General features: G+C 60.5%; 18 protein-coding genes and 1 tRNA gene. 6 read left to right on the forward strand and 13 right to left on the reverse strand.

The genetic code is table 11. The features are described 5' to 3' along the window. Positions 1–114: 114 nt before the first annotated feature. A tRNA-Pro gene (locus CI603_RS05010) sits at positions 115–191 on the reverse strand. Positions 192–370: 179 nt separating this feature from the next. Here CI603_RS05010 and CI603_RS05015 point away from each other — a divergent pair. From CI603_RS05015 to CI603_RS05040, 6 genes are all read left to right on the forward strand, one after another. Then, positions 371–1,801, forward strand: a complete 1,431-nt coding sequence (locus CI603_RS05015; protein WP_121913292.1) for a UTP--glucose-1-phosphate uridylyltransferase — start codon at positions 371–373, stop codon at positions 1,799–1,801. A gap of 144 nt (positions 1,802–1,945) precedes the next feature. Beyond that, positions 1,946–3,901, forward strand: a complete 1,956-nt coding sequence (locus tag CI603_RS05020) for a YafY family protein (protein ID WP_024627703.1) — start codon at positions 1,946–1,948, stop codon at positions 3,899–3,901. 21 nt (positions 3,902–3,922) lie between these two features. Beyond that, the gene (locus CI603_RS05025; RefSeq protein WP_121913293.1) at positions 3,923–4,246 is read left to right on the forward strand and encodes a hypothetical protein; all 324 of its coding nucleotides are present in this window, start codon (positions 3,923–3,925) and stop codon (positions 4,244–4,246) included. 13 nt (positions 4,247–4,259) lie between these two features. Next, positions 4,260–6,824 carry an RNA helicase gene (locus CI603_RS05030; RefSeq protein ID WP_121913294.1) on the forward strand — a complete coding sequence of 855 codons (2,565 nt, stop codon included), beginning with the start codon at positions 4,260–4,262 and terminating at the stop codon, positions 6,822–6,824. A gap of 84 nt (positions 6,825–6,908) precedes the next feature. Further along, positions 6,909–7,256 (forward strand): RNA polymerase-binding protein RbpA, encoded by a 348-nt coding sequence (locus CI603_RS05035; protein ID WP_045935333.1) that lies wholly within the window; start codon positions 6,909–6,911, stop codon positions 7,254–7,256. Beyond that, on the forward strand, positions 7,249–7,965 hold the full coding sequence (locus CI603_RS05040; protein WP_121913295.1) for an HAD hydrolase-like protein: 717 nt from the start codon (positions 7,249–7,251) through the stop codon (positions 7,963–7,965). Before CI603_RS05035 ends, CI603_RS05040 begins: the two co-directional genes overlap by 8 nt. 199 nt (positions 7,966–8,164) lie before the next feature. On the opposite strand, the gene CI603_RS05045 is transcribed toward CI603_RS05040, so the two are convergent. The 12 genes from CI603_RS05045 to trpB all read right to left on the reverse strand — a co-directional run bounded on the left by CI603_RS05045 (position 8,165) and on the right by trpB (position 17,852). After that, the gene (locus CI603_RS05045) at positions 8,165–8,761 is read right to left on the reverse strand and encodes a MerR family transcriptional regulator (protein WP_121913296.1); all 597 of its coding nucleotides are present in this window, start codon (positions 8,759–8,761) and stop codon (positions 8,165–8,167) included. Positions 8,762–8,774: 13 nt separating this feature from the next. After that, positions 8,775–9,218, reverse strand: coding sequence for an FHA domain-containing protein (locus CI603_RS05050; RefSeq protein WP_046322859.1), 444 nt, complete (start codon positions 9,216–9,218; stop codon positions 8,775–8,777). Between the two features lie 6 nt (positions 9,219–9,224). Continuing rightward, on the reverse strand, positions 9,225–10,058 hold the full coding sequence (locus CI603_RS05055) for a DUF881 domain-containing protein (RefSeq protein ID WP_082097744.1): 834 nt from the start codon (positions 10,056–10,058) through the stop codon (positions 9,225–9,227). A gap of 4 nt (positions 10,059–10,062) precedes the next feature. After that, a complete protein-coding gene (locus CI603_RS05060) occupies positions 10,063–10,395 on the reverse strand; it encodes a small basic family protein (RefSeq protein ID WP_015021764.1) in 333 nt (110 codons plus the stop codon). 1 nt (position 10,396) lies between these two features. Continuing rightward, positions 10,397–11,353, reverse strand: coding sequence for a DUF881 domain-containing protein (locus tag CI603_RS05065; RefSeq protein WP_121913297.1), 957 nt, complete (start codon positions 11,351–11,353; stop codon positions 10,397–10,399). Beyond that, positions 11,346–11,960, reverse strand: a complete 615-nt coding sequence (locus CI603_RS05070; RefSeq protein WP_183122255.1) for a CDP-alcohol phosphatidyltransferase family protein — start codon at positions 11,958–11,960, stop codon at positions 11,346–11,348. Before CI603_RS05070 ends, CI603_RS05065 begins: the two co-directional genes overlap by 8 nt. Before the next feature lie 4 nt (positions 11,961–11,964). Beyond that, positions 11,965–12,816, reverse strand: coding sequence for an ATP phosphoribosyltransferase (gene hisG, locus CI603_RS05075; protein ID WP_121913298.1), 852 nt, complete (start codon positions 12,814–12,816; stop codon positions 11,965–11,967). 49 nt (positions 12,817–12,865) lie between these two features. After that, positions 12,866–13,129, reverse strand: coding sequence for a phosphoribosyl-ATP diphosphatase (locus CI603_RS05080; protein WP_046322855.1), 264 nt, complete (start codon positions 13,127–13,129; stop codon positions 12,866–12,868). Positions 13,130–13,160: 31 nt separating this feature from the next. Continuing rightward, positions 13,161–13,826 (reverse strand): ribulose-phosphate 3-epimerase, encoded by a 666-nt coding sequence (rpe, locus tag CI603_RS05085; RefSeq protein ID WP_046322854.1) that lies wholly within the window; start codon positions 13,824–13,826, stop codon positions 13,161–13,163. A 90-nt stretch (positions 13,827–13,916) separates the two neighbouring features. Continuing rightward, complete coding sequence (lgt, locus tag CI603_RS05090; RefSeq protein WP_121913299.1) at positions 13,917–14,828, reverse strand: prolipoprotein diacylglyceryl transferase; 912 nt, start codon at positions 14,826–14,828, stop codon at positions 13,917–13,919. A gap of 37 nt (positions 14,829–14,865) precedes the next feature. Then, complete coding sequence (gene trpA / locus CI603_RS05095) at positions 14,866–15,747, reverse strand: tryptophan synthase subunit alpha (protein WP_110425626.1); 882 nt, start codon at positions 15,745–15,747, stop codon at positions 14,866–14,868. After that, the gene (trpB, locus tag CI603_RS05100; protein WP_121913300.1) at positions 15,747–17,852 is read right to left on the reverse strand and encodes a tryptophan synthase subunit beta; all 2,106 of its coding nucleotides are present in this window, start codon (positions 17,850–17,852) and stop codon (positions 15,747–15,749) included. The genes trpA and trpB overlap by 1 nt, the downstream gene beginning before the upstream one ends. Between the last annotated feature and the right edge of the window lie 16 nt (positions 17,853–17,868).

The following is a 17,868-nucleotide window of genomic DNA, read 5'->3' on the forward strand; positions in this document are numbered from 1 at the left end:
CGGAATTAACCCCAACGCATTGGCAAATATAAAATCGAACTATGCAGCCTTGTATCGATCCAAAAGCGCTCTGCAAAAATTCCGAGGCTCTGCAGGATCGGAATCGTTGCTATTTGGTCGGGCCGGCGGGATTTGAACCCGCGACCCCTTGACCCCCAGTCAAGTGCGCTACCAAACTGCGCTACGGCCCGACAGTGCATCAGCACCGAGTAGAGATAGTAGCACAGCGTCGCAGGACCGACAATGGTTCGGCGAGTCCCAGCAGACCAGTCCGGACAGACGGGGCCACCTGATCAACTTGCTATCATTATTCTGAACGGTCGGCGCAACCCGCGTCGGCCGCAAGTCGTCCCAGCCCGGAAGGGGTTTCATGAGCACAGACGTTTTCGACCTTTCGGCCGCAAAGATGCGCGACAAGGGCATGAGCGAAGTCTCCATCAACCAGTTCAGGCACCTCTACGAAACCTGGGAACGGGGAGATGCCAAAGCCTGCGTGCGCGAAAAGGACATCACGCCGCTTAAGGACGTGCCCCGCACCAAGGACATCCACGATTCCATGGATATGGACATGGCCCTGGACGCATTCTCCCGCACCGCCTTCATCAAGCTCAACGGTGGGTTGGGCACCTCTATGGGCCTGGAAAAGGCCAAGTCCCTGCTGCCCATTCGTCGCCACAAGGCCCGTCGGATGCGCTTTCTGGACATCATCATGGGCCAGGTGCTGACGGCACGCAAACGCCTGGGGGTACCCCTGCCGCTGATCTTCATGAACTCCTTCCGCACCTCACGAGACACCATGCGCGTGGTCAAGCAGGACCGCCGCTTCGTTCAGAATGATGTGCCCATGGAGATCATTCAGCACATCGAACCCAAGATTGACGCCGATACCGGCCGTCCTGTCGACTTCCCAGCCAAGCCCGAGCTTGAATGGTGCCCTCCCGGCCACGGCGACATCTTTTCGACCATCTGGGAGACGGGCTTGCTGGACACACTCAAGGAGCAGGGGATCGACTACCTGTTCATCTCCAACTCCGACAACCTGGGCGCCAGGCCTTCAAGGACCCTGGCCGGTTATTTCGCACAGTCCGGAGCGCCCTTCATGATCGAGGTGGCCGAGCGAACCGAGGCTGACCGCAAGGGCGGCCACATCGTCATCGACAAGGCCACCGGACGCCTCATCCTGCGGGAGATGTCCCAGGTGGATCCGCACGACCGCAGTTCGGCCATGTCCATCCGCAAGCATCCCTACTTCAACACCAACAGCATCTGGGTCAGGGTCGATGCCCTGCGCGACAAGCTGGCCCAATACGACGGGGTGCTGCCCCTTCCCATCATCGAAAACCGCAAGACCGTCGATCCCACCGACCCTTCCACCAGACCCGTGGTGCAACTGGAGACCGCCATGGGTTCCGCCGCCACGCTCTTCGAGGGAGCCATCTGCGTGCAGGTGGACCGCATGCGCTTCCTGCCCGTCAAGACCACCGACGACCTGTTCATCATGCGCTCCGACCGTTTCCACCTGACCGACTCCTACGAGATGGAGGATGGCAACTACGATTTCCCCAACGTCCAGCTGGACGAACGCTACTACAAGTACATCGCCGACTTCGATGAGCGCTTCCCCTACGGGGTTCCCAGCCTGGCAGCCGCCAACTCGGTCACCATCGAGGGAGACTGGACCTTCGGCAGGGATGTGACCTTGTATGCGGATGCCCATTTGAGCGACCAGGGGCGTTCCTCATACGTGCCCAATGGCCAGTATGTGGGACCCCAGGGTATCGAACCGGACGAGTGGGTCTAAAGCCAGGCGCAAGAGGGTTCAGCCTGTCAAGAAAAGGGACCGTATTTGAGCGTTTGGCTCCCACGTTCCTGAAAATGAATCTATGATAGACAGATGTGCGTTAGGCGCACTAACAGTCAAAATTTTAACGATACGCGAGGACTGATGGCAGAAGGTACGAACGGAAGACGGCGTTTCTCTGATAAGTGGGGCAAACACGAACTTGATGTCCTGGCCGTCTTATCGTCCGCTTTCCCTCAATGGTTGACTTCTCGGCAGATAGCGCAGCGGGTCAAGGCCTATGCCGACTCTTACGGTGAGCTGGCCGATCAGGCTGCCAAGGCCGCCTTCGCCAAGCAGTTCCAGCGTGACCGGGCCAAGCTGGCAGCCATGGGGATCGCCATCGAATCCCGTCAGCCCGAATACTCCTCCAAGTCCGAAGGGCAGGATTTCGCCTCCTACCGCCTGCAACTGGGGGACGAGCCCCGCATCCGTATGCACTTCAACCAGGAGGACATGCCGGTGCTGGCCGCAGCCAACTACCTGGCCCGATCCATCGCCATGTCCCAGGAGGCATGCGAAGAGCCTGTACGCCCGGCCTCGCGCACCACTCCTCGGGTGCCGCAGGTGCCCATCCCCGGACTGGGCCTGGATTCCATAGCTCCTGGACTGGGCACCCAGCGCATTCCCGACAATCTGGTCAAGGTCATCGACTCCCGCCGCTTCGCCGCCACCGTGGACGTGGACGGAGAGAATCTGAACGTGGCCTATGCCGATTCGGACGATCTGGCCATGTTCGTCCTAGAACACCCCGATGCCTCCATCGTCAGCCCGCAGGAGGCCGCAGACGCCTTCCGACGGCGCCTGGATGCTGCCGCCCGCTTCAAGCTGGCCGACGAGTCGATAAGCCCCGGCGCGGCAACGGTCATTTCCCCGGAAATCGCTCGCACCAGCGTCGAGCACTTTGCCACCGACCTCAGCGACGACGATACCGACCTCAGGCACGCCCGCCGAGCCAGCGCATCCTCCTTCCAGACCGGATCCGAGGTGGACCGCCGCCTCCGGCTCATGCTTTTCCTGTCCGCACACCTGGGCGAGGAGTTCTCCCTGGCCGAGCTGGCCGAGCGCTTCATCGGCCACCCCAACAGCAAGGAAGAGCTGCGCAAGTACGTCAACACCATCCACAAGGACATCAACACCCTGACCACGGTCTCGGACGACGGGGAGATGGCCGGCAGCCAGTTCTTCGACATCGACTGGTCCCTGCTGGACGACAGTGGTATCGTCTCGGCCACCAACTCGCTGGGGCTGGAACGGCTGGCCGGCATCTCACCCCAATACCTGAGCATGCTGACCGCCTCGCTCAACTACCTAGCCCACTCGCCCCTGCTGCCCGAGCAGTCCCGGACCCAAGCCGAGTCGCTCTACCAGCGCCTGCGCACACACGTAGGGCCAGGCGAGACACCCTGGCTCTCCCTTACCGGGTATGAGACCGAGCCCAAGAGCTTCTCGGTGGTTCGCCGGGCCATCAAGACCGAGTCCTTGCTGGACATGGAGTACACGGATGCTGCCGGCCGGACCCGCCGCAAGGTGGTGGCACCTGCCAAGATCTTCGTGGACGAGGGCGTCTACTATGTCGCCGCCTGGACCGATATCGGCGACGCAGCAGAGGGCACTGAGGCTGCGGACGCTCCCTCGGATTCCAGCCGCCACCTCAAGCAGGGCACCGGACGAAACCGGCAGTGGCAGGTTCTGCGAATCGCCAGAATCGAGCATGCGACCATCGTCAAGCCCAGCCATAAGGTGGAGTTCCCGGATGTGCCAGTCAGCGAGCTGCGCAAGTGGTCCTTCGACAACGGCACGGCTGCGGTCTTCATCACCGACCGTCCTGACCTGCCCTACATCAAGTCCCTGCCGGGCGCCTCGGTTGAGCCCTGCGGATCCGGGCAGAAGGTCCACCTTACCGTCTCCTCGGACTCCTGGTTCGTGGCCTTCTGCATCGCCCACGCCAAGCACATCACCGCAGTGGCGCCCAAGACCCTGCGCACTATGATTCTGGCCCGCGCCCAGCGCGAGATCACCATCAGCGACGCTCACGACAAGGAGCAGGACCGGCACTAGTCCCGGTCGGAGAGGAGTTCCATGCCTGGATGGATCTGGATCCTTCTGGTGATCTTCATGCTGGCCATGCTGATCGGCGGAGCCGTCTACGCCATCCGACATGCCATGGCAGCCAGCCGCTCCATAGGGCGGGTCTCAGAGGATCTGAACCGCCACATGCCCCAACCTCCGGCGGCAGGGCAGTCCCAGGCAACGGATATGACTGAGGGACCGGCCTTCGCCCTGCCCCTGTCGCAGTCAACCGAGCGATACAGCCAGGCACATGCCCTGGTGCTGGAGCGCAAGGAGCAGCACAGGAGGAACCACGGCCTCATCTGGCGGCGGTGGAAGCATTTCAATAGGTAGTTCTTGGAGGAACATGTCAGGTCATCGTCACCACGGACAGGATTCATCAGCATCCGAACCGGGGCCGGCGGAACGCTATGCCCGTTTCAATCGTCACCGCAAACGCATGACCGGAGCGCCTGCACGCTTTCAGTCCAAGCTGCCCTTCCCCTTGGACGACTTCCAGCTGGAGGCCATCACCGCCCTGGAGGATGGCGACAACGTCCTGGTGGCCGCTCCGACCGGCGCTGGGAAGACCATCGTGGCCGACTTCGCAGTATTCCTGGCCCAGGAACAGAACGTCAAGACCTTCTACACCACTCCTATCAAGGCCCTGAGCAACCAGAAATACCATGACCTGGTCGACCGCTACGGCGAGGACCGGGTGGGGCTGCTGACCGGCGACACCTCCATCAACTCCGAGGCGGACATCGTGGTCATGACCACCGAGGTCCTGCGCAACATGCTCTATGAGCAGTCCTCCACCCTGACGGCACTGAAGTACGTGATCCTGGACGAGGTCCACTATCTGGCGGACCGCTTCCGTGGGCCCGTCTGGGAGGAAGTCATCATCCATCTGCCGGCCTCCACCCGCATTGTGGGGCTGTCGGCCACCGTGTCCAACGTGGAGGAATTCTCCGACTGGATCTCCTCGGTGCGCGGACGCACCCATCTGGTGGTCTCAGAGCGCAGGCCCGTGCCATTGGAGCAGCATGTCCTGGTCCAGGCCGACAGGCACACCGAGCCAGAGATCCTGGACCTGTATCGGCACGACGGCTCAGGACGGCAGACCCCAAAGATCAACCCGCGTCTGGTCTCCCGGCTGGCCCAGCTGGACAAGGCCGGACAGGAGCGCATCCAGGCCCGCGACCAGGGGCATCACCATCGCCATGGCCGCGGCGGCAGGCCGGAGCGACGGATGGGGGAGCGGTATCGTCCAAGCCGGGCCGACGTGGTCGATGAGCTGGACTTCATGGACATGCTGCCCGGCATCTACTTCATCTTCTCCCGCACCGGCTGCGACCAGGCTGTTCAGCAGTGCATCCGGGCAGGGCTGCAGCTGACCACCGATGAGGAGGCCCGCCGCATACGGCACATCGTGGACTCCATGGCAGCCGGCCAGCTCAGCAAGGAGGATCTCAAGGCGCTGGGATTCGCCCAGTTCCGCTTCGCTCTGGAGCAGGGGTTCGCCGCCCATCACGCAGGCGTTGTCACTCTCTTCCGGCAAATAGTCGAACATCTGTTCGAGCTGGGACTGCTCAAGGTGGTCTTCGCCACCGAGACCCTGGCCCTGGGCATCAACATGCCCGCCCGCTGCGTCGTGGTCGAGAAGCTGGAGAAGTTCGACGGCACCGGCCATGTGGCCCTGACGCCCGGCGAGTTCACCCAGCTGACCGGCCGGGCCGGCCGGCGCGGCATCGACGACATCGGCCATGTAGTAGTGGTCGATCACCGGGACTTCAGTCCCAAGACCATGGCCGCCCTGTCCAGCAGGAGGGTCTACCCGCTGCACTCCAGCTTCCGACCCACCTTCAACATGGCCGTCAACCTGCTCAATTCCTCCAGCTACAGCCGGGCCCGGGACACTCTGGACCACTCTTTCGCCCAGTGGGAGGCCAACCGATCAGCCTCGGAACTGGAGGAACGCATCGAGACCCTGACCAACGGCCTGGAGGACTACCGGAAGGCTGCCCAGTGCAGCCGTGGCGATCTGATCGAGTTCATGCGCATCCGTACGGCCCTCTCTTCGGCCCAGAAGAACGATCGCCGCCGTCTGAAGCGCCAACGATTCACCAGCGAGAAGGCCCGCGACCGGGCGTTCCGTGATCTTGACCGGCACATCGACCAGCTGCGCGAGCAGGAGCGCAACCATCCCTGCCGCCAGTGCCCGGATCTGCCCAAACACCTGCGCTGGGGGAACCGGTGGATCCGGATGGACAAGGAGCTGCAGCGCACCCGGGAACAGTACGAGTCCAAAACAGGGTCGGTCTCGCGCCAGTTCGACAGGATCTGCCGGATTCTGGCCGACCTGCACTACACCCGTCCCGTCGACCCTGATGACTGCCGATTGACGCGCAAAGGGCAGCTGCTTCGGCGCATCTACAGTGAGCAGGATCTGAGCCTTGCCGAGATCCTGGATCGGGGCCTCCTCAACGATCTGGAGCCCGCAGAACTGGCGGCCGCCGTTTCCGGACTGGTCTACGAATCCCGACGTGGGGTAGGGGAGCAGCCGGGGGAGAGGGCCGGATATAGAGCTCCCAGGCTGGTCGAGGCCATGGATGATATGAAGCGTCAGTGGTCCCAGGTGCAGGAACGTTGCGATCAGGCCGGGTTGGAACTGCCCCCGGAACTTGATTTTGACTTAGGGCCGACCATCTACGACTGGGCCTGCGGCGACTCTCTGACCACCATCCTGCGTGACAGTGATCTGACGGCGGGGGACTTCGTGCGCAACGCCAAGCGCCTGTCCGATGTGCTCACCCAGATCGTCCAAGTGGAACCCTACCTGGGCAGGGGAGGGCATCACCTGGCCAGGGCAGCCAGCATCGCCGCCGACCAGGTCAATCGTGGCATTGTGGCATATACAGGCGTGGAGTGAACACGGCCGCAGACAGGGAATAAGTTTCAGGTCAACACTGTTCTGTAGCTTGGAGGCAGTGACGGACACGAGTAAGGAGGAATCATGGCAGAGCGTAGTCTTCGCGGTATGAGTATTGGGGCGAAGTCCCTGGAATCTGATCAGAATGTGGACTTCGCGGCACGCAGCGAGGTCGCTTACATCTGCCCCAAGGGCCATCGGACCATCCTGCCCTTGGCCGAGGGCGCTGAGGTGCCGCAGGAGTGGGAGTGCCGCTGTGGGCAGATCGCTCACCTTGAGGGGCACGACGAGCAGGAGTCCGGCAAGACTGGCAAACCGACCAGGACCCACTGGGACATGCTGCTGGAGCGTCGGTCCGAGGATGAGCTCAAGGCTGTGCTTGACAAGCGTCTGAAAATGCACCGCGAAGGATGGTTCCCCGACTATGAGTAAATCACCGCGCCGCCTGGTTCTGCTGGATCTGGACGGTACCCTGACTGCTTCTCATCCGGGCATTATCGCCTCTGTGGTGCAGACTTTCAAAGAGCTTGGTCATCCTGTGCCCGACGAGAGCGAGCTTCGACGATTCATCGGACCAGCTATCGAAGTATCCTTGCGCAACAACGGCATTAAAGATGAGGACGTAGATAGGGGCGTTCAAATCTACCGGCGCTATTACAGTGAGACAGCATCATTCGAAGATCCAAGGCATCCGGGACCACGTATCCCTGGACGCCTGCTCGCCACGGTCTTCGATGGCATTCCCGAGCAGCTCAACCGTATGCGCGAGCATGGTCTGACATTGGCTGTGGCAACCTGCAAGCCTGAGTATCAGGCCCTGCCCGTATGTGACCATTTCGGATTGAGGCCACTGGTGGATGGAGTCTATGGCGCCAGCAAGGACTCCACAAGGGTCACCAAGGGCCAAGTCATCACTTACGCGCTGCAGCGGCTTGGTTTCGATGCCAAACACGGCGACCGGGCCCTTATGGTCGGCGACCGTTGGACTGATGCCGATGGCGCGCTGGAAACCGGTCTGGACTGCCTGGGATGCGGCTGGGGCTATGCCGAGCCCGGAGAACTTGAGTCTCATGGGTGCTACCGAGTCATAGACCAAGTCGGCCAATTGTGCCAAGCTGCCGAGGATTACTTCCAGGAATAACACCTTGTTCAGGATCTGTCTTGCGCAAACAATCGCAAAGCTCCAAGCCAGGACAGTAACAACCCTGAAATCACAGTCAACAAAGCAAATTGCTATGAAATACCAGTAAGCCGATAATGTACGTTATGTCAAATTACTTATTATTTTTCTCCCCCATTTAGGCCGCCACATGGCCTTCGCACAATGTTGTCCTCGTCGATCATGCAGCCCGTTGACGCTGCTCGTGCTGGTGCTCCAAACGCTGGCGCAGACGCATAGCCGTCAGCTCGTCGATGGGCCGCTCAGGCAAGCCTGGTGTCAGCTGTCCGGTAGTCAAATCCACATGGTCGCAGGTCTGCAGTTCCAGATCCATCCGATGCCAGATAGCACCCACAGAGATAGCAAAGACGGCACGCCCGGACTGCATCAAAGCGAAGACCTGATCCGGGCCTGAACAATCGCTAACCTCGTCCCCGTCACAAACCACAGTCACATGCTCAAGCTGACCGACCGTCCGACGCTCAAGATAAGCCACAGTGCTCGTTGCATTGACCAGGTTGACCCCGGCATCCAGGAGTCGCTTGAGGACCGCCAGAATGACCACATCTTTGAAAGAATATAGCCTGCGGGAGCCTGATCCGTGTGAGGCCTTGATTGAGGGCTCTACAATCCGTTTGCGGGCCCAGTAATCCAGCTGTCGATAGGTGATGCCGGCCACCTTGGCCGCGACAGTTCCCCGGTAGCCTCGGGTCGTGCCCTCGGCCTGCTCAGCCGAGAAGAGTTCCCCCTGCACCAGCTTCGGCACCTCTTCGGCCATGCCATGCCCCCTATCAGCTCTTGGCGATGACTGCCCGATTGTCGAAGTAGACCAGCCTGAACTTGCCGATCATGATCTCGTCGCCGTTGTGCAGGTCGGCCTGGTCCACGCGTTCACGGTTGACGTAGGTGCCGTTGAGGCTGCCCGTGTCCTCGACCCTGAAGCCTTGGTCAGTCCGTACAAATATGGCGTGCGCCCTGGAGACTGTCGAGTCGTCCAACAGAATATCCGCTTTGGGATCACGGCCCACGCTGACCTGGTCCTCATCCAGCAGATAACGCGATCCCGACACCGCTCCCCTGGTAGAGATCAGCAGGGCTGTACCCTCAGGCAATCGGGCCATAGTCTCCAGATCGTCCTTGGTCAGTGGACGGTCACCGTTGGAGGTGACTGGAATGTTCAGGGCCGGCATGCCAATGATGGTCGTCTCGCCCGCAGTGGGAATAGGTTCTGTCATAACTATCTATTCTACAGGCTTTGCATACTGGTAGTCCTGCACGCGTCGAACCTGGTCGATTCTGACACTATCGGACTGCTCCACTGATACAGATGCATGGAATTGCACCTTGATCCGCGAGCCCACTCCCCCGGCGATCTGAATGGCGTTCTGCAGGCTGTCCGGGTCCCCAATGGCCTTGACGACATAGGGGCTTTGCAGCTTGGAGTGGTCGCACTGCAGGCCGGTGCGCGTATCCAGCAGATAGGTGTTGGTAACCACCCGGACATCGTTGAAGGATATGACCTCAGCCCCTGCATTGCGTAGCTCCTCGATCAGGTTGAACATAGTCGAGGCATCCACACGGTCGCTGTCCTCGGTGACAGTCACCACTACTCCCCTGCCCTGGGCTGGCAACCGTCCGGACAGGATGCCGCTGCTCTGCTCGTTCTGCTGGGCGATGCGGGCGGCCTCCTTTTGCTTGTCGGCGGCGGACTTTATAGAGGTCAGCTGCTGGTTGAGTTGGCTCTTGCGCTCCTCCAACTTATCGACCTGATTGCTGGTTTCGTCCAACACCCGCACCAGCTCTTCCTCCGATAGGCTTTGGTAAGAGGACTGGTTGTTGCGCACTTGGACGGCGTACCCGAAGCCCAGCAAGGCGCACATAAGGGCCACCAAGACGCTGGTGACCAGCCTGACCCTGGTGGCGTTGGAATTGAGCGTGCGCAGAGGCCGCCGCCGAACCACCGGGAAAGCACCGGTCTGCGTATCGTCGGATGGAGCCCTGACCCGCCCAGGCCGCCTGGGTGGAATACTCTCGGGCATCCGTTCATCGCGCTTCTTCCTGAGGGTGTGTCTCATATACTCACCCCTTGAAAATGAACCGTCGAATGGCGGAGACGTTAGAGAAGATGCGGATACCCAAGACCACGATGACAGCTGTGGACAGCTGAGAGCCCACACCCAGCTGATTGCCCAGGAAGACCAGAAGTGTGGCGGTAATCACATTGGAGATGAAGGAGACCACGAAGACCCGATCCGAGAAGCTGCGCTCGAAGTAGGAACGGACTGCGCCCATCAATGCATCCAAGGCCGCCACCACCATAATGGGCAGGTAGGGCTGCAGGACGATGGGAATGTCGGGCTTGAGGAAGATGCCCGCCACCACGCCTAGGATCAGGCCGAGAATTGCCGACATGTCAATGACTCCTTCCGGCATAGGACAGATTGGGCAGACCGACTGCATTCAGGTTCAGGCGCCGCTGCTTGTTCACGTTGACGGTAATGTTCGCATTCTTCAGGTCACGCAGGCGGCTCTTCAGATCACTGCGAGACATCAGATCAGACAGTGCACCCTGGTCGCCTATGGCCTCAATCTTGTAGGGGGCCTCAACGGAAGCGGTCCCCACCAGGATGGTTTGACCGGCCGTGCGCACTGATGTCTGTGTCCCTATTCTATTGCCGTTGATGGCAATGGCCTCGGCTCCCGCGGACCAGAGCTTGGTCAGGAACCACTGCAGATCCTGGTCGGTGACCAATTTGATCTGATCCGCATTGTCTCGGACATCCTTGGAGGCAATAGGGTTAGCCAGGGTAATAACGATGCCTTGGCCCTGCACCTTGCTGGTACCGTTGGTCAGATCGTCGGCGGTCTGGGTGCCGTTCTGCCCCTGGCCGCCAACTTGACCCGAAAGCGTGTCGATCTTTCCGTTGAGGTCTGAAATCTGGCTGTTGAGGTCATTGGCACGTTTGCTGACCACCTCCACCTGGGAGATCAGCTTTTCACGTACCTTCTGACGCGGGTCCCGGTGCAGCACCTGCACTATGCCCGTGCCAGCCAAACCAACCAGCACACAGATGACGAAGACCAGGATCCTGTTGACCCAGACGCTCAGCGGTGATCTGCGTTCAGCAGGCAGCAGGCGGGCATCCTCGAACATAGGATCCATGGGGCGGTTGGTCAGATCGTCGATCAGCCTCAAGGACTCATCGGCCATGCGCCGACGAATGGACTCCTGAGAGGGCTCAGAGCTCTCTTCATCAACATAGTGGCGTTCCAGACCAGAAGTGGAATGCGAAAAAGCCGCCCGGCGGTGAATCAGGGCACGGTCGGGCGGCACGGGGAAGGATTCAGGCATCCTCTGCGGTTCAGTCATGATGGCGGTCCTGACGAATCAGTCCGATGCCTTGACGTGCGTATATCAGCCCTGCCAGCCAATAGAGGCCCACCCCCCAAATGACGGCTGCCAGGGCCACCAGATGAAAGAAGCGGAAGAAGGGTGAAGTACCAACATCCGCAAAGATCAGGGCCGGTATGGCCAGCATAAGTACGGCTGTGCCAGTCTTGCCCGCGAAGTGAACAGGCAGAGGACCATAGTTGTGCTGAGCCAGCACCAGAACCAGCAGACCCATGAGCACGTCCCGGGCCCCGACCAGGGCCAGAAGCCACCAGGGCAGGATCGAGGCAATGCTCAGGGCAAGGACGGAGCAGAGAATGAGTAGACGATCGGCAACCGGATCCAGGATCTGCCCCAGCTTGCTGACCTGGTTGAACCTGCGGGCAATGATTCCGTCCACCCCATCTGACAGGGCCGAAATCAGCATGACCACTAGAGAGATGATCAGGTGCCGATTGGCCACCAAGTAGGCAATAAGGGGTATGGATAGGATACGAAGCAGGCTGATGACGTTCGGTACAGTGAGAATCACAGACCGCGGCTCAGGGCTGTACCTGCTGCGTGAAATTCGATCGATCAGTGCCATCCGACTACATTCTAGAAGCTTGAAGGGCTGTTACAAGGATGGCACGCGCACCGATCTCATAGAGGCGGTCCATGAGGTTGTTCACCTGGTCCCTGGGTACCATGGCCCTGACCGCCGCCCACTGCTTGTCGTGCAGGGAGGAGACTGTCGGAGACTCATACCCGGGCGTGATGCCCACAGCCATGGCTACACGCTCAACCGGGATGTCGTAATCCATCAGCACATAGCGGCGGGCTGTCAGCACACCCTCCAGCCTTCGGGACATGACCGCCAACCGGTCATCATCCGGATCCAGGCGGGGCGACCTGATGAGAATCCCCTCCGATTTCAAAATGGGATCGCCGAAGACCCGAAGCCCGGCGTTGCGCAGGGTGGTGCCGGTGGAGACCACATCGGCGATCAGGTCGGCTACTCCCAGCTGGACCGACGACTCCACTGCCCCGTCCAAATGGATCAGTTCAGCCTTGAGCCCTTTGCTGGTCAGGTAGTCCTCAAGAAGCCGGTCGAAAGTGGTGCCGATCCGTTTGCCATCCACGTCCTGCAAGGCGCTGATGGAGCTGTCCTCTGGAGCAGCGAACCTGAAAGTGGAAGCGCCGAATCCCAGCTGCGTGACCTCGACGGCCCCTGTACCCGAGTTCAGCAGAAGATCACGACCGGTGATGCCCAGATCAATGGTTCCTAGGCCGACATAGACCGCTATGTCGTTGGGCCTTAAGTAAAAGAGCTGGATGTCGTTGTCGGCATCATCGACTACCAGCTGCCGGTCGTTGGAACGCAGACGGTAGCCGGACTCTGACAGCAGCCTCCATGCGGGCTGGGACAACATGCCTTTATTGGGCACCGCGACCTTCAACACGGCAACCTCCTAATTGCGGAAGCGAATCTACAGCGGGACGGGATTGGGGTCACAGGTACCTGTAGACATCCTCCAAGGTAATGCCCCGATCAATCATCATGACCTGAATGTGATACAGCAGCTGGCTCATCTCCTCGGCTGTCCGCTCCTTGCCCTCATACTCGGCGGCAATCCAGGTCTCCCCAGCCTCTTCATTGATCTTCTTGCCGATGAAATGCGTGCCCTTGTCCAGCTCGTCCACTGTCAAGGACCCTTCTGGGCGCTCCTTGGCCTTGGTAGTGAGCTCCTCAAACAACCCATCGAAGGTTTTCATCTGGCTATCTCCATTCTTCCTGCAAAACCTGTCAGTCCTTGTAGCTTACCTGTGCGGCCTGCCTGATCTGGTCAATGGCCTTGGCCGGGTCGTCTGCGCCGTAGACCGCGGAGCCTGCCACCAGGACATCGGCTCCAGCCTCTGCCACGATGGGAGCCGTGGTGGGGCTTACCCCGCCATCCACCTGGATGTGGGTCTTAAGACCGCGAGCTGTGATCTGGTCACGCAGGCGGCGGGTCTTAGGCATCTGATTGTTCAGGAACTTCTGGCCGCCGAAGCCTGGCTCCACGGTCATGACCAGAATCATGTCAAACTCATCGAGAATATCGAAGATCGGTTCCACAGGCTCGGCGGGGCGCACGGCCAGGCAGGCCTTGACCCCCATGTCGTGCAGTTGGCGGGCCAGACGAACCGGGGCATGGACGGCTCCGGTATGGAAGGTGACAGAGGCAACACCCAGCTTGGCGAATTCAGGGGCCCAGCGGTCGGGGTCCTCGATCATCAGATGTACGTCCACTGGCAGGTCGGTCACTTGGCAGATGCGCTCCACCACGGGCTCGCCAAGCGTCAGGTTGGGAACAAAATGATGATCCATCACATCCACGTGGACCATATCGGCATTGGCAATAGCCTTGAGATCCCGCTCCAGGTTGGCGAAATCGGCGGAAAGAATGCTGGGTGCTATCTGAATGCTCATGGAGATTATTCTATGTTGTACGGAAGACCGGCGGCACCGGTTTGTGGCTCAATTGCAGAGGTCCCGACCTTCTGGCAACCGACCCCTGACCTACTTGCTCTGGTCCTCGGATTCCTGACGTACCTCAAGCTCGGTAATGGTCCTCAACTTTTCGGACAGCAAGGAGGTCGGTTTGCCCTTGCGCGCTATGAGGACGAAGGCTACAGCCCCCAGGAAGAAGACCGTCATGGACACCCAGACGTTGATCCTGACACCTAGGAATTCGTGGGCGAAGTCGATGCGAAGGGCCTCGATCCAGGTGCGCCCCAGGGTGTACCACATGACATAGAGGGCGAAGAGGGAGCCGGCCTTGAGGATGTTCACGGCCTTGTGGCCGATCCAGACCAGAAGGGCCGCACCAATAAGGTTCCAGATCATCTCATAGAGGAAAGTGGGCTGGAAGAGAGTGCCAGTTGGACAGGTGGCCCCGTCATAGCACTGTTCGCTGTTGCCGATGGCGGAACCTGCGGCGTCGATCTTCAGCCCCCAAGGCAGCGTGGTGGGAGCCCCGTAGAGCTCCTGGTTGAACCAGTTGCCCAGCCGCCCGATGGCCTGGGCCACCAGAAGGGCAGGAGCCACGCAGTCGGCCAGCAGGGCGGTCGGGTAATTCTTGTGACGGCACCAGGCCCAGGCTGCCAGAGCTCCCAGGAAAACCGCACCCCAGATGCCCAAGCCTCCGCGCCAGATGCGCAGGATGTCAGCCGGGTTGCCATCAGCTCCGAAGTAGCGTTCGGGGGTGGTGATGACGTGATAGAGCCTTGCGCCAACGATGCCAGCTGGAACCGCGCAGATGGCGATGTCCAGAATCTGGTCAGTCCGGCCACCCTCCTTTTTCCAGCGTCTGGTCGTGATCCAAGCAGCCACGATGATGGCCAGGAGCATGGTCAGGGCATAGAACCGGATGGTGACCGGCCCCAGATGGAAGCTGGATATTCCCGGCGATGGAATGTAGGCAAGCGTCATAAAGCCCCAATCTAGCCCCTGGGCCTTACAGCCCCACTCACTTCCTGGCCTGGGAGATGCCCCAGCGCAGGTCGGAGCAAATCTCAGCCAGGGCCTCAAGAGCCTTTCTGCGGTCTTTCCGCGGTCTGCCCTCGTCATCCAGAAGACAGTGGACCAGGGCCGATCCGACGATTACCCCGTCCGCATAGGCGCCAACCTGAGAGGCCTGCTGGGCGGTCGAAACCCCGATGCCCACGCACACATAAGGAGCGCCCGCATGTCTGACTCTTGCCACCAGGTTCTGGGCCGAATTGGACATGCTGGTTCGTTCGCCGGTCACTCCCATTCGTGAGGTCGCATAGACGAATCCTCTGGCGGCTCGAGAGGTGATCTGCAGACGTGCATCAGTGGAGTCGGGCGAGACCAGATAGACCCGATCAAGCCCATAGCGGTCAGACTGCTCTATCCATTCCCCGGATTCGTCGACAATCAGATCCGGGGTGACAAGCCCGGACCCGCCAGCCTCGGCCATGCGCTGGGCAAAGTCCGCTACGCCATGATGCAGAATCAGATTCCAATAGCTCATGACCAGAGCCCTTGCACCGTCCGCCTGGACCTGGCGAACCGCATCGAAGACACCCTCGACTTTAACGCCATTATCGATGGCGCACTTGCTGGCCGCTTGGATTACTGGGCCATCCATGACCGGGTCGCTATAGGGCAGCCCGATCTCAACGATGTCGACACCGCTTTTCACCATGACCCGCATGGCCTCCAAGGATGTTGGCACGTCGGGGAATCCGTAGGGGAAGTAGCCGATAAAGGCAGGCCTGCCCTGCTGCCGGAGGGCCTGCAAAGTGGATGCCACCGGGCTGGTCGCGCGGCTGAACCCTTTGGGCTGGGCGGGGGCTTTTTGCCATTGCCATATCTGGTTGACCATCATCGGGCCTCCTCTTCCGCTTGATCACTCTTGCCGTGCCCGGCCTGGGCTTCCAGCGCACTGGCCTCCTGCTCGGACAGATAGCCGAACCATCTGCCCGCAGTGGCCACATCCTTGTCGCCTCGGCCCGAGATGTTGATCAGGATGACAGGATTCCTGATTCCTTTGCGCAAAAGGTCGGTGGCTGCCTTGCTGGCTCCGGCCAAGGCGTGCGAAGACTCCAGAGCGGGGATGATGCCTTCGGTCCGGCAGAGGTCGCTGAAAGCCTGCATGGCTTCCTTGTCGGTTGCGTAGTCATACTTGACCCGGCCCATGTCGTGCAGCCAGGCATGCTCAGGTCCCACCGAAGCGTAATCCAGGCCGGCGGAAATCGAGTAGGTGTCCATGGTCTGGCCTTGATCATCCTCCAAAAGATAGGACTTGGTCCCCTGGAAGACGCCGACCTGGCCTGTCCCTGGCGACAGGCGGATGGCGTGCTCGCCTGACTTGGGCCCGTTTCCACCAGCCTCGTAAGCGTATAGGGAGACTCGGGGATCATCCAGGAAAGTGTTCATGATGCCGATGGCGTTGGAGCCTCCGCCGACGCAGGCCACAACTCCATCAGGATGGTCGATGCCGTACGCAGACAGCTGGGCGGAGGCTTCTTCGCCGATGATCTTCTGAAAGTCCCTGACGATGGTCGGGAAGGGATGGGGGCCTGCTACCGTGCCCAGCAGGTAGTGAGTGGATTCTACGTTGGTCACCCAATCGCGCAGGGCCTCGTTGATGGCATCCTTGAGAATCCTGGTCCCGGTGGTCACCTCGACGACTTCGGCTCCCAACATTCGCATCCTGGCCACATTCAGGGCCTGTCTGCGGGCATCGACCTGCCCCATGTAGATTCGGCACTTGAAGCCAAGGAGGGCGCAGACTGTAGCCGTGGCCACACCGTGCTGCCCAGCGCCGGTCTCGGCGATAACGCGGGTCTTGCCCATGCGCTTGACCAGGAGCCCTTGACCCAGGGCGTTGTTGATCTTGTGGGCGCCCGTATGGTTCAAATCCTCCCGTTTCAGAAAGACCCTGACCTGGCCGCCGACCCGATCGCTGATCAGCTTGGCGAACCGAGGCGCAGGTGTCAGGGCTGAGGGACGCCCCACATAGACCCGGTTGAGCCTGTTCAGCTCCTCACGGAAGGCCGGATCGGCCTTGGCCTCCTTGTAGACACGCTCCAGTTCATCAAGGGCGCCAACCAGGGCCTCAGGTACATAACGACCGCCATAGGGGCCGAAATAGGGACCGTCATGGGTAGAGAGGGGCCTGGCCTCTGCAGCCTTGAATCGATGACCAGCCTGAACCAGCAAGCGAACCGTCCCCTCCTGGTCCTGGGATGTGACCAGACCTTCTCCTATCAGGACTGCATCGGCCCCGGCCCGGGCGTACCGCTCCAGCTCGACCGTCCCGAACACTCCGGACTCAGCCACCTTGACCACGTCCTTGGGCAGGTTGGAAGCTAGACGAGCATACTGGTCAACGTCAACGCTCAAGTCCTTCAGGTTGCGGGCGTTGATGCCAATCACCTTGGCACCGGCCGCAATGGCACGCTCGATTTCCTGACGATCATGCGTCTCGACCAGGGCGGTCATGCCCAGACTCCCGGCCAGGTCGAGTAGGTGCTTGAGGCGGGTGTCATCCAAGGCCGCCACAATCAGCAGGATCATATCGGCCCCATTGGCTCTGGACTCCCAGACCTGGTAGTCGGAGACGATGAAGTTCTTGTTGAGCACGGGAATGCCCACTGCCTGCCTGACCTGTCGCAAATCTTCCAAGGACCCCAGGAAGCGTCTGCCCTCAGTCAGGACAGATATGGCTGAGGCGCCTCCGTTGGCATACTGTCGGGCCAGGGCAGCAGGATTTTTGATGTCGGCAAGATACCCCTTGGAGGGCGAGGCACGCTTAATCTCTGCGATAATCGGAATGCCGACGCTCTCCCTGAGCAGTCGGGCGGCATCCAGAGGTTTGCGCTTCATGCTCCTGACCTGTTGCTTGAGGCTTTCCAAGGGAATCTTCTGTACCCGGCCCCTAGCATCCTCCACGGCGCCGGCCACCAGTTCATCCAAGACGGTCATAGAGCCCTTCCCTCCA

The sequence above is a fragment of the Bifidobacterium sp. wkB338 genome (assembly GCF_003688325.1).
GTDB classification, from domain to species: domain Bacteria; phylum Actinomycetota; class Actinomycetes; order Actinomycetales; family Bifidobacteriaceae; genus Bombiscardovia; species Bombiscardovia polysaccharolytica.